Annotated in this window: 8 protein-coding genes; 5 read left to right on the top strand and 3 right to left on the bottom strand. The window is 54.6% G+C overall.

All coding sequences use genetic code 11. The annotated features are described in order from the left end of the window. Positions 1-86 precede the first annotated feature (86 nt). Positions 87-1,595 carry a glycerol-3-phosphate dehydrogenase gene (gene glpD / locus ACT9TW_RS03530; RefSeq protein ID WP_446491662.1) on the bottom strand — a complete coding sequence of 503 codons (1,509 nt, stop codon included), beginning with the start codon at positions 1,593-1,595 and terminating at the stop codon, positions 87-89. A 249-nt stretch (positions 1,596-1,844) separates the two neighbouring features. Between glpD and glpE the strand changes: the two genes are divergently transcribed. Genes glpE through ACT9TW_RS03515 form a run of 3 tightly spaced genes read left to right on the top strand, consistent with a single transcriptional unit; the run spans position 1,845 to position 3,835 of the window. After that, positions 1,845-2,177 carry a thiosulfate sulfurtransferase GlpE gene (glpE, locus tag ACT9TW_RS03525; RefSeq protein WP_014072135.1) on the top strand — a complete coding sequence of 111 codons (333 nt, stop codon included), beginning with the start codon at positions 1,845-1,847 and terminating at the stop codon, positions 2,175-2,177. A gap of 52 nt (positions 2,178-2,229) precedes the next feature. After that, entirely contained in the window at positions 2,230-3,060 is an 831-nt protein-coding gene (gene glpG, locus ACT9TW_RS03520) for a rhomboid family intramembrane serine protease GlpG (protein ID WP_182062818.1), read from the top strand. A gap of 16 nt (positions 3,061-3,076) precedes the next feature. Further along, entirely contained in the window at positions 3,077-3,835 is a 759-nt protein-coding gene (locus ACT9TW_RS03515; RefSeq protein ID WP_182062817.1) for a DeoR/GlpR family transcriptional regulator, read from the top strand. 98 nt (positions 3,836-3,933) lie between these two features. On the opposite strand, the gene malT is transcribed toward ACT9TW_RS03515, so the two are convergent. After that, on the bottom strand, positions 3,934-6,639 hold the full coding sequence (gene malT, locus ACT9TW_RS03510) for an HTH-type transcriptional regulator MalT (RefSeq protein ID WP_446491661.1): 2,706 nt from the start codon (positions 6,637-6,639) through the stop codon (positions 3,934-3,936). A 583-nt stretch (positions 6,640-7,222) separates the two neighbouring features. On the opposite strand from malT, the gene malP reads away from it, so the two are divergent. Then, positions 7,223-9,616: a maltodextrin phosphorylase gene (gene malP, locus ACT9TW_RS03505; protein WP_446491660.1), complete on the top strand. Its 2,394-nt coding sequence runs from the start codon at positions 7,223-7,225 to the stop codon at positions 9,614-9,616. Between the two features lie 9 nt (positions 9,617-9,625). Next, entirely contained in the window at positions 9,626-11,713 is a 2,088-nt protein-coding gene (malQ, locus tag ACT9TW_RS03500; RefSeq protein WP_446491659.1) for a 4-alpha-glucanotransferase, read from the top strand. A gap of 85 nt (positions 11,714-11,798) precedes the next feature. Here the strand turns inward: malQ and gntT are convergent, their stop codons facing one another. Next, positions 11,799-13,115, bottom strand: a complete 1,317-nt coding sequence (gntT, locus tag ACT9TW_RS03495; RefSeq protein ID WP_446491658.1) for a gluconate transporter — start codon at positions 13,113-13,115, stop codon at positions 11,799-11,801. Positions 13,116-13,298 lie beyond the last annotated feature (183 nt).

Below are 13,298 nucleotides of genomic sequence, written 5' to 3'. Positions count from 1 at the left end.
GGCAACCCTGGTTGCCGTTTTTAGTGTTTGTTCCCTCTCCCACAGGGAGAGGGGCAGGGTGAGGGCATCAGCCCGCACCGATCGCATTACGACGCTAACGACAACTCGCGTTTCCCCGCGTTTTGCAACAGCCACTGCGCCACGCGAGACTGCTGTTCCGCATTAAGCCACATCCCTTCTTTGGTGCGACGCCAGATAGCATCGTCCAGACGGCGAACCCATTCGTGCTCAACCAGATAGCGCAATTCGGCTTCGTACAGCTCATGCCCGAAATGTTCGCCCAGATCCGCAAGTTCTTTCGCCTCGCCTAAGATCCACTCCGTGTTGCTGCCGTAGGTACGGGCAAAGTGACGCGCCATCGATTCGGTGATGAACGGGTAGCGACGACGCAATTTCGCCGCAAAGTCATTGCGATTGCCGTCAATGTCACCGCCAGGCAATACCGCCCCTTTCGTCCACGCCGGGCCAATGCCTTTGTAGTACGGCACCAGTTTTTCCAGTGCGTGTTCGGCCAGCTTGCGGTAAGTGGTGAGCTTGCCGCCAAACACCGACAGCAGCGGAGCCTGGCCGTCTACATCATGGATATCGAGCGTATAGTCGCGGGTGATAGCCTGCGGAGAGTCTGACTCGTCATCGCACAGCGGACGCACGCCGGAGTATGTCCAGACGATATCGTTGCGTGCCAGCTGTTTCTTAAAGTGTGCGTTATAGACCTTCAGCAGGTAGTTGATCTCGCTCTCGTCGATTTCGACATTTTTCGGATCGCCTTTGTACTCTACGTCGGTAGTGCCGATGATGGAGAACTCGTCCATCCACGGGATCACAAACACAATGCGTTTGTCTTCGTTCTGCAGGATGTAAGCCTGTTTCTGGGCATGAACGCGCGGAACGACGATATGGCTGCCTTTGATCAGACGGATGCCGTACGGGGAACGCAATTGCATTCCTTCGTCGAAGAATTGTTTCACCCATGGGCCGGTGGCGTTGACCAGGCCGCGGGCTTTCCAGCTGAATTTCTCGCCGGTATCCACGTCTTCGGCTTCGACAATCCACAGGCCGTTTTCACGGCGGGCAGAAGTGGCACGGGTGCGGGTTTTCACCTCACCACCTTTTTTCACCACCATCTGTGCATTCGCCAGCACAAGACGTGCATCATCCACCCAACAGTCAGAATATTCGAATCCGCGCACGATTTCTGGCTGAAGGACCGATTCTGAGCCAAAACGCAAACCACTTGAGCCTGGCAGGCTGGTGCGTTTACCCAGATGATCGTACATAAACAGACCAATTCGAATCATCCACGCCGGGCGAAGGTGTGGACGATGAGGGAGGCGGAAACGCATCGGGATGGCCAGGTGTGGTGCCATTTTCAGCAACACTTCGCGTTCAGCCAGCGCTTCACTGACCAGACGGAATTCGTAGTGTTCCAGGTAGCGCAGGCCACCGTGGATCAGTTTTGAGCTGGCGGACGATGTCGCACACGCGAGATCGTTAGCTTCCAGCATCAGTACGGATAAACCGCGTCCTGCGGCATCGACCGCAATACCGGCACCGTTAATGCCACCGCCTATCACAATCAGATCTTTGGTTTCCATGTCACCCTCACACACTTTCGTTAAAGCTCAGAAATGTTCGATATCGCTCATAATAGCAAACGAACGCGCTTTTGGTAACATCAAAAAAACAATTTAGAGTGATATGGATAACATAATGGCGTTTACCCGCCGCCAGGACGTACACTACGGGGTAAAATAGTGCGACTAACTTTTCCCTCTCTCCCGTGGGAGAGGGTTGGGGTGAGGGCATCAGCGCGCACCCAACCTGAACAACCGAAAGAGAACACCATGGATCACTTTGAATGTATTAACGTAGAAGAAGCCCATCAGAAGATGCACCAGGGAACGGCGGTGCTGGTGGATATCCGTGATCCGCAGAGTTTTGCAATGGGCCACACGCCAGGCGCGTTCCATCTGACCAATGACACGCTGGGTGCGTTTATGCGCGATAACGACTTTGAAACGCCAGTGATGGTCATGTGCTACCACGGCAACAGCAGTAAAGGTGCAGCGCAGTATCTGCTCCAGCAGGGTTACGACGCGGTATATAGCGTTGATGGTGGCTTCGATGCCTGGCATCGCCATTTCCCGGCAGAAGTTGAGCACGCGTTTGGCGGCTAAAACCATTCGCTCTATACTGTCCCCTTTTGTGTGGAAATAAGCGACTGTTGCAATGCTGATGATTACCTCTTTTACCAACCCGCGCGTTGCCCAGGCGTTTGTCGATTACATGGCGACGCAGGGCGTTATCCTGACCATTCAGCAACATACGCAAACGGATGTCTGGCTGGCAGATGAAAGCCAGGCTGAACGTGTGAATGCCGAACTGGCACGCTTTCTTGAGAACCCTGGCGATCCGCGATATCTGGCCGCCAGCTGGCAATCCGGCCATACGGGCAGCGGATTGCACTATCGTCGTTTTCCTTTTCTTGCCACCGTGCGTGAGCGCGCAGGGCCATTTACCCTGCTGCTGATGGCCGCCTGTATTCTGGTGTTCATCATAATGAATGTGGTGGGCGACCAGAGTGTGATGATAGCCCTCGCATGGCCGTACGATCCCTCTCTGGAATTTGACGTCTGGCGTTACTTTACCCATGCGCTGATGCATTTCTCAGTGATGCATATCCTCTTTAATCTGCTGTGGTGGTGGTATCTTGGCGGTGCAGTGGAGAAGCGGCTTGGCAGCGGAAAACTGATTGTCATTACCCTGATTAGCGCCTTGTTAAGCGGGTATGTGCAGCACAAATTTAGCGGCCCGTGGTTTGGCGGGTTATCGGGAGTGGTCTATGCGCTGATGGGGTACGTCTGGCTCCGGGGAGAGCGCGATCCACAAAGCGGCATCTATCTGCAACGCGGTTTAATAACCTTTGCGTTAATATGGCTTATTGCCGGATGGTTTGATTTGTTTGGCATGTCTATCGCTAACGGTGCACACGTTACCGGGCTGGCCGTTGGGCTGGCGATGGCCTTTGCCGACACGCTCCATGCGCGTAAACGAACATAATTTCCAGGGATATTTCATGAAACAAACACAACGTCATGACGCTATTATCGAACTGGTTAAAAAACAGGGATACGTTAGCACCGAGGAGTTGGTAGAGCAGTTTGCCGTCAGCCCTCAGACCATTCGCCGTGACCTGAACGACCTTGCTGATCAAAGCCGTATCCTGCGCCACCACGGTGGAGCCGCGTTACCGTCCAGTTCCGTCAACACTTCGTGGCACGACCGTAAAGCGACGCAAACGGCAGAAAAAGAGCGTATTGCCCGTAAAGTTGCCAGCCAGATCCCGAACGGGGCCACGCTGTTTATTGATATCGGCACTACGCCAGAAGCGGTCGCGCACGCGCTGCTGGATCACGAGAATCTGCGTGTAGTGACCAACAACCTGAACGTGGCCAACACGCTGATGCAAAAAGACGATTTCCGCATCATCCTGGCAGGCGGTGAATTGCGCAGCCGCGACGGTGGGATCATTGGCGAAGCGACGCTCGATTTTATCTCTCAGTTCCGTCTTGATTTCGGCATTCTGGGGATCAGCGGCATCGACACCGACGGCTCACTGCTGGAGTTTGATTACCACGAAGTGCGCACCAAGCGCGCGATTATTGAGAACTCCCGCCATGTGATGCTGGTGGTGGACCACTCTAAGTTTGGCCGTAACGCGATGGTGAATATGGGCAGCATCAGCATGGTGGATGCGGTGTATACCGACGTTATGCCGCCAGCGGGTGTGATGCAGGTGATCAAAGATAATAACTTGCAGCTGGAACTGTGCTAACGGTTGTGTCGGGTGGCGCTGCGCTTACCCGACCTACAAATTGTTCGCCCTCTCCCTGTGGGAGAGGGCTGGGGTGAGGGCATCAGGCCACACAAAACCTACACACCATACCCCATCATCTTCAACAGCTGCTGCGCATGTTGCACTGCATCCTGACGATGTGCGACACCCAGTTTCTGATACAGATTTCGGATATGCGTTTTGATGGTGGTTGCCGCCACGGCCAGTTCACCGGCAATCTGCTCATTGCTGTAGCCTGAATAAATCAGTCCAAGCACCTGCCATTCACGCTGGGTGAGCGGGCTGGTACGAATAAGCTCCGGCACTTCCGGGTGATTCAGCAGACGTTCAACAAAGTTCTCATCAAAGTGCGCAAACTTGTGGCGATGGTGCTGGTTAATTTCACGCAGAATACGCTGAGCGCGGTGCTGATCCAGCTCCGGCAGCGTATTCAGCTGAATGAGCTGGCGTAGCTGCTGTGCCATTACTTCGCCTTCAATAACAAAGTGACTGATAAAGCCGGTGCGGTTAGCAAGCTGTAATGCTTCCAGCAGCACACGCTGAGCATCGTTTTTACGCCCTGCCTGCCAGTAGAGCTGGTTAAGTAACAGCAGGTTGCGGTTCAGGTCGCTCATCAGGCGCAGGCTGCGCGCGTTCTCGTTCAACTCTTCCAGTACTATTTCGGCAGGTTCAAACTCGCCGAGCAGGATCTGCACACGGGCGATATTGCGCCACTGGCTTTGCAGGAAGTGGTTATTGGCAAATTCAGGTTTTGGCGTCTGGCGAAGCCAGTTGGCGGCGGATTTTTTGTCGCCGGTCATCTGCCAGTAAATCACCCGTACCTTATCGGCGTTCGATACCCAGTCGCTGTGGTACTGACCATTACCGAGCAGGTTTTCCAGGCGGTTAAGGTGGTTGCGGGCGTTGTCCAAATCCCCGCGCGCCAGCGAGCACTGCACCAGCAGTGCCAGACACTGTAACTGCTGTTGTGGCTGGAAGCTGGAGAGAACATCCACGCCCTGACGAGCAGAACTTTCTGCCTCATCCAGACGCGACCACGCCCACAGAAGCTGGGCACGAATACGCAACAGGAACTCATGCATCGGCAGTTGTTCCAGATGCTGATCGCGAATGAGCTGGAAGGCTTTTTCCTGATTTTCCCAGGCGGCTTGCAGGAACCCCTGAGCAAACAGGATTTCGCTTTGCTGAATCAGGCTCCACAACGCGTAATGCCAGACATCGTGGCGACGCGCCATCTGTTCGGTTTGCTGCATCAACGACAGCGAACGGGTGAGATCGCCTTTGCAGTGCAGCACTTCACCGTGAACCGATGTGGCCACAATGCGGCTGTAGAAGTTTGCCAGCGGCAGCTCGTCGAGCGCGACCATCGCCAGGCGTTCAGCTTCTTCGGGATCGCCATCATTAATCGCCACCTGTGCACGCAGCGCGTTGAACTCGCCGTGCAGAGTGGTATCCATGTCGCTTTCCATCTCCTGCTCTGCGCGAGCCAGCAGGGTGTTTACTTCGCTGTAGCGGTGCTGGCTCTGCATCAGCCAGGCTTGTAACAACACCAGGCGCGGATTTTCCAGCAGGCTTTCCCACGGCAAAGCTTTCAGGGACTCTTCCAGCAGCGTCAGTTCGCTGTGATTAAACAGCCCCCACGCATGGTTGAGCAGAATATCGCGCAGCATACTGGCATCACCGGCGGCAAGCGCGTGGTGAATGGCCTCACTCGGAAAACCTTGCGCCATCCAGCTTTCGGCGGCGGCGCGGTGGATTTCCGGCAATTCGACGGCAAGCTCCCACTGGCAACGCTGGCGCAGGAAACTGCTAAACAGCGGGTGATAGCTGAACCACTCGCCGGGGTCGTCCATGCGGGTCAGGAACAGGCCCTGACGTTCAATCTCTTCGAGCTGAAGCTGGCCGTTCTCGCTGCCGGTGACGCGCACAATCAACGCGTCGTTCATGGAGCGGAGCAGGGAGCTTTTCAGCAAGAAATTACGGGTCGCAGGATCGACGCTATCCAGCACTTCATCCACCAGATAATCCGACAGATGGCTGGCGTTGATCCCTGCCAGACGGCGTGCAGACTGATGTGTCGGGCTGTTGTTCTGGCGTGCTGATAAGGCGATCAGCTGTAGCGCGGTCGCCCAGCCAGCCACGTCATCACACAGGCGGCTGCTTTCGGAAGCCTCAATCGGGGACGTCAAACGGCAGTCGAAGAATTGTTTGGCTTCCTGGTGGGTAAAGGCAAGCTGTTGGCTGCCAACTTCCAGTAATTGGTCGCGCACGCGCAGGTTGGCAATGCCCAGTTGCGGCAGATTGCGCGACAACACCACCAGGGTCAGGTTTTCCGGCTGATGGCGCAGGAAGAAGCGCATCGACTCGTGAATAACCGGGTTGGTAATCAGATGATAATCATCAATCACCACATACAGCGGACGATGCCATTCGGCCAGTTCGATAAACAGCTGTGAGAAAAGGGAGGACAGGCTTGCATACTGGCGCTTTTGCACCATCACTTCGCTGGTGACGCAGTGCCCGTTGGTCGCCTGCTGAATAGCGGCAATCAAATAGCTGGCAAAACGCTCCTGCTGATTATCGCCCTCATCAAGGGAGTACCAGCCCAGATCATTTTTCCCTGCGGCCCATTGCGAAATGAGCGTTGTTTTTCCATAGCCTGCCGGGCTCGTAACCAGCGCCAGTCGGAAATTATGCGCGCCGGAAAGTTTAGCCAACAGACGTTCGCGGACCACTGTATGGTCGAGACGAACCGGGCGACTTAATTTAGACGGAATCAACATAGTTTTCACTTCACTGTGGGAACGAGGGATTTTATTTTTTTTGCGCTTCGTAATTAATAGATATAAGGTCGGCCAGAAAGGGAACTATTGCAAGTTATGTCTGGGTTTTGTGCCTCTGAATTTGCACTCTGTCACAAAATATTCAGGCTAAGAGGGGAACTTTTTAAAATGGCTCACATGCCGCGTGGATGCTGGCTTGTATGCATTTAGTGCGAATAAACTGAAACTGGTTTCAGAAAGGTATAGTGACGTCAGAGTTAATAAAGTTTCGGTAAAGTTGAGCAAGCTAAATAGTGTTCTTGGATATTCCCTAATTGCAGAAATATTATTCTACGTAAGTAATCATTTCTACGTGGAATAATTTTTTACGAAACTGCATTTCATTTTTTTGACACCCTTCCAGGTTATCTTTTCCCTATCCAGGCACACTCCGGCTATGCTCACTGAGTGGCCTTGATCACACTTTTATGCTCATCCCCACTACTCCTCCCTGTCTAATCCCCGACAGGATGAGGAAGAGGTGAAATGAGCCTGGCACACTAGCGCCAACATGTTTTTTCTCTCTACAGGATGCCGATTCCCTATGTCACAGCCTACCTTCAACAAAGCTCAATTCCAGGCTGCCCTGACGCGTCAGTGGCAGCGTTTTGGCCTACATGCTGCAAACGAGATGACGCCTCACCAGTGGTGGCAGGCGGTGAGCGGTGCGCTCGCAGAGCAGCTGGATGCTCAGCCGGTGGTGAAGCCCGTAAAAGGCCAACGTCACGTGAACTACATTTCGATGGAATTCCTGATTGGCCGTCTGACCGGCAACAACCTGCTGAACCTTGGCTGGTATCAGGAAGTGGGTGATGTTCTGCAAGAACACGATGTTAACCTCACCGATCTGCTGGAAGAAGAAATTGACCCGGCGCTGGGTAACGGTGGTCTTGGTCGTCTGGCAGCCTGTTTCCTGGATTCAATGGCAACCGTGGGCCAGTCGGCAATTGGTTATGGCCTGAACTATCAATACGGCCTGTTCCGCCAGTCTTTTGCTGATGGGCATCAGATGGAAGCACCGGACGACTGGCATCGCAATACCTACCCGTGGTTCCGCCACAACGCGCAGCTCGATGTGCAGGTGGGCATCGGCGGTAAAGTGTCGAAAGAGGGACACTGGGAACCGGGCTTTGTCATTAGCGGCGAAGCATGGGATCTGCCAGTGCTGGGTTACCGTAACGGCGTGGCGCAGCCACTGCGTTTGTGGCAGGCGAAGCACGCGCATCCGTTCAACCTCACCAAATTCAACGATGGCGATTTCCTGCGTGCCGAGCAGCAGGGGATCGACGCCGAAAAACTGACCAAAGTGCTTTACCCGAACGACAACCATCTGGCGGGTAAAAAACTGCGCCTGATGCAGCAGTACTTCCAGTGCGCCTGCTCTGTGGCCGATATTCTGCGCCGTCACCATCTGGCGGGGCGCAAGCTGGCGCAACTGCCAGACTTCGAAGTTATCCAACTGAACGACACGCACCCGACCATTGCTATCCCGGAACTGCTGCGCGTGCTGATCGACGAGCATCAGCTGAGCTGGGATGACGCATGGGCGATCACCAGCCGTACCTTCGCTTACACCAACCATACCCTGATGCCAGAAGCGCTGGAATGCTGGGACGAGAAGCTGGTGAAAGCACTGCTGCCGCGCCATATGCAGATAATCAACAAGATTAACGACAACTTTAAAGTGCTGGTGAAAAAGACATGGCCGGGTGACAAAGAGGTTTGGGCGAAGCTGGCTGTGGTTCACGACAAACAGGTCCGCATGGCGAACATGTGCGTGGTGAGCGGCTTTGCGGTTAACGGCGTTGCCGCGCTGCACTCCGATCTGGTGGTGAAAGATCTGTTCCCTGAATACCACCAGCTGTGGCCAACCAAATTCCACAACGTGACCAACGGCATCACGCCACGTCGCTGGATCAAGCAGTGCAACCCACTGCTGGCAGGGCTGCTGGATAAAACCCTGAAGAAAGAGTGGGCCAACGATCTTGACCAGCTCATCAACCTGGAAAAATACGCCGACGACGCGAAATTCCGCGAGCAGTACCGCAGCATCAAGCAAGAGAACAAAGTTCGCCTGGCGGCGTTTGTGAAAATACGTACCGGGATTGAGATCAACCCGAATGCCATTTTCGACATCCAGATTAAACGCCTGCACGAATACAAACGTCAGCACCTGAACCTGCTGCACATTCTGGCGCTGTACAAAGAGATCCGCGAAAACCCGAAATCCGATCGCGTTCCACGCGTGTTCCTGTTCGGTGCGAAAGCGGCGCCGGGCTACTACCTGGCGAAGAACATCATTCTGGCAATCAACAAGGTTGCTGAAGCCATCAACAACGATCCGAAAGTGGGCGATAAGCTGAAAGTGGTATTCCTGCCGGATTACTGTGTCTCTGCGGCTGAAATGCTGATCCCGGCGGCGGATATCTCTGAGCAGATCTCCACGGCGGGTAAAGAGGCTTCCGGTACTGGCAACATGAAGCTGGCGCTCAATGGCGCGCTGACGGTGGGTACGCTGGACGGAGCAAACGTCGAAATCGCCGAAAAAGTGGGTGAAGAGAACATCTTTATCTTCGGCAATACCGTTGAGCAGGTGAAAGCCATCAAAGCCAAAGGCTACGATCCGGTGAAATGGCGCAAGAAAGACAAGGTGCTCGATGCAGTGCTGAAAGAGCTGGAGAGCGGTAAATACAGCGACGGCGACAAACATGCGTTTGACCAGATGCTGCACAGCATGAACAAACACGGCGGTGACCCGTATCTGGTGATGGCCGATTTCACGGCCTACGTGGAAGCGCAAAAACAGGTCGACGTGCTGTATCGCGACCAGGAAGCCTGGACCCGTGCGTGCATTCTGAACACTGCCCGTTGTGGGATGTTCAGCTCTGACCGCTCAATCCGCGATTATCAGGCTCGTATCTGGCAGGCAAAACGTTAAGGAAGCGCAATGGATAGCAAACGTCTGGACAGTGCCGCGCAGGCGGCGGGGATCAGCCTCAGTTACATCAATGCTCACGGCAAACCGCAATCTATTGGTGCGGACACCAAAAGACGTCTGCTGGATGCCATGCACAAAACCAAAGCCGACGCGAAAGCGCCGGTTGCCCCGGTGCCGAATGTAAAGGTCTTTACCGCAGGCAAAAAGATGCCGCTGGCGGTGGAAGGGCGTGGCGAGTTTAGCTGGCTGCTCACGACTGAAGAAGGGCATCAGCATAAAGGTCACGCCACCGGTGGCAAACCATTTACCCTTCCGGCGAAGCTGCCGGAGGGCTACCACACCTTAACGCTCACCCAGGAAGACCAGCGTTTTCACTGCCGGGTGATCGTCGCGCCAAAGCGCTGCTATGAGCCGCAGGCACTGCTGGAAGGCAAGAAACTGTGGGGTGCCTGCGTGCAGCTCTACACGCTGCGTTCCGACAGCAACTGGGGTATCGGCGATTTTGGCGATCTGAAGAAGATGCTGGCAGATGTGGGTGAACGCGGCGGCGCGTTTATCGGCCTCAACCCGATCCACGCGCTCTATCCGGCGAACCCGGAGAGCGCCAGCCCGTACAGCCCGTCGTCTCGCCGCTGGCTGAACGTGATTTACATCGACGTTAACGCCTTAGATGACTTCAAAAACAGCAAAGAGGCCCAGGACTGGTGGAAACTCAGCACTACTCAGCAGGCGCTGAAACAGGCGCGCAACGCTGACTGGGTGGATTACGCCACTGTCACCGCCCTGAAGATGGCTGCACTGCGCCTGACGTGGAAAGGTTTTGCGAAGCGCGATGACGAACAGGTGGCAGCTTTCCGTCAGTTTGTTACCCAGGAAGGTGAGAGCCTTTACTGGCAGGCAGCTTTTGATGCCTTACATGCTTATCAGGTAAAAGAAGACGAAATGCGCTGGGGCTGGCCGGTATGGCCGGAAGCGTACCAAACCGTTGATACACCTGAAGTGAAAGCCTTCTGCGAAAAACATGCTGATGAAGTCGATTTCTTCCTGTGGCTGCAATGGCTGGCGTACAGCCAGTTCGCGGCCTGCTGGCAGGTAAGCCAGGGTTACAAGATGCCTATCGGTCTGTACCGTGACCTGGCGGTAGGCGTGGCAGAGGGTGGGGCGGAAACCTGGTGTGACCGCGAACTTTACTGCCTGAAAGCCTCTGTGGGTGCGCCACCGGATATTCTTGGTCCACTCGGCCAGAACTGGGGGCTGCCGCCGATGGATCCGCACGTGATGGCTGCGCGTGCTTACGAGCCGTTTATCGACCTGCTGCGCGCCAACATGCAGAACTGCGGAGCGCTGCGTATTGACCATGTGATGTCCGTGCTGCGTCTGTGGTGGATCCCGTATGGCGAAACGGCCGATCATGGGGCCTATGTTCAGTATCCGGTGGACGATCTGCTGTCGATCCTGGCGCTGGAGAGTAAACGTCATCAGTGCATGGTGATCGGCGAAGATCTGGGTACCGTACCGGTTGAAATTGTCAGCAAGCTGCGTGATAGCGGCGTGTATTCCTACAAAGTGCTCTATTTTGAAAACGACCATGAGAAAACCTTCCGTGCGCCAAAAGCGTACCCGGAGCAGTCAATGGCAGTCGCGACGACGCATGACCTTCCTACGCTTCGTGGCTATTGGGAAAGCGGCGATCTGACCCTTGGCAAAACGCTGGGACTGTATCCTGATGAAGAGGTGCTACGCGGTCTGTATCAGGATCGCGAGCTGGCGAAGCAGGGTCTGCTGGATGCGCTGCATAAGCATGGCTGCCTGCCGAAACGTGCCGGGCATAAAGCGTCGCTGATGGCGATGACCTCAACGCTCAACCGTGGCTTACAGCGCTATATTGCTGACAGCAACAGTGCCCTGCTGGGTCTGCAGCCGGAAGACTGGATAGACATGCCTGAGCCGGTGAACATTCCGGGCACCAGCTATCAGTACAAAAACTGGCGCCGTAAGTTGTCCGTAACGCTTGAGAAGATGTTTGCCGATGATGGGGTGAACAAGCTGATTAAGGATTTGGATAAGCGCAGAAAGGCAGTGGGTAAGAAGCGGTAGTTTCCTCTCACCCTAACCCTCTCCCTGTAGGAGAGGGAATAGAATGTTGGCCGGGTAAGCGTCAGTGCCACCCGGCTTTTTTACATCAGATAACCATATTCAACAGCAGAACCCCGACCAGACCACACACCGAAATGATGGTTTCCAGCATCGACCAGGATTTGATGGTTTCACCGATAGTCAGGTTGAAGTACTCCTTGAACAGCCAGAAGCCTGGATCGTTTACGTGAGAGAAAATCACGCTACCGGAACCGACCGCAATCACCATCAGCTCCGGGCTGACGCCAGTAGTTGCAATCAACGGTGCAACAATACCACCGGCAGTGATTGCTGCGACGGTTGCAGAACCCAGTGCGATACGCAGAACCGCAGCAATAGACCAGGCCATAAACAGTGGAGAGACGTTGGTTTCATGCATCATTGCGGCGATGTACTTATCCACGCCACTGTCGACCAGAACTTGCTTGAACGCACCGCCACCGCCGATGATCAGGAGCATCATGGCAATAATTTTGATGGAAGAGGTCAGCGTGTCGTTGATCTGATCCATTGAACGGCCACGGTTCAGACCGAAGGTGAACATCGCAATCAGCACCGCAATCAGCGTCGCCATAACCGGGTCACCCAGGAATTCGGCAACGGACAGGAACGCGTGACCTTTTGGCAGGATCATCTCTGCCACAGCACGCATTGCCATCAGAATCACCGGTACCAGAGAGGTCCAGACGCTGACACCGAAGCCTGGCATCTCTTCTTCCGTGAAGGTTTTCGCGCTGTACAGACCTTCCGGGATTGGCTTATCAATGCCTTTCAGGAAACGCGCAAATACCGGGCCTGCCAGAATCACGGTTGGGATCGCCAGAATCGTACCGAACAGCAGGGTTTTACCCATGTCTGCGTGGAAAATGGTCGCGATAGCAGTTGGGCCCGGGTGCGGCGGCAGGAAGCCGTGCGTCACGGACAGCGCTGCTGCCATTGGCACACCGACGAACAGCAGAGGAATGTTCGCCGCCGCGGCGATGGTGAACACCAGCGGCAGCATCAGCACGAAGCCGACTTCATAGAACAGTGCAAAACCGACGGTAAAACCGGTTAACACTACTGCCCACTGAATGTTTTTCTTACCGAATTTGGCGATAAGCGTGGTCGCAATACGCTGCGCACCGCCGCAATCCGCCAGCATTTTACCGAGCATGGCACCGAAGCCCATGATCAGCGCCAGGCTGCCGAGAGTACCACCGACACCGGCTTTAATGGAGCTGATGACTTTCACCAGCGGCATCCCTTGCATCAGACCGACTGCAAGTGCCACCAGAACCAGAGCGATAAATCCGTTCAGTTTGAAGCGGATCATCAAGAGCAGTAATAAGACTACACCGATAGCGACGATGACTAATGGCATGATTTACCTGGCCTTTGAATTGTTATGGGTAACGTCATTGTTTCAACGACAAGTTCCGATTGTCCCAACTGGGAACAGAGCGTTAACGGCACTAATACTGATGCCTGTGAAACTATTAAGTTTAGTCGGCTGTTATGAGGGTGCTTAGTGCCCACGAGAATGATACGGGTAACATGGTGTGAT

The sequence above is a fragment of the Enterobacter sp. C4G1 genome, assembly GCF_052886895.1.
The sequence above is the reverse complement of the archived record's forward strand: the minus strand, read 5'-3'. Positions and strand labels throughout refer to the sequence as shown.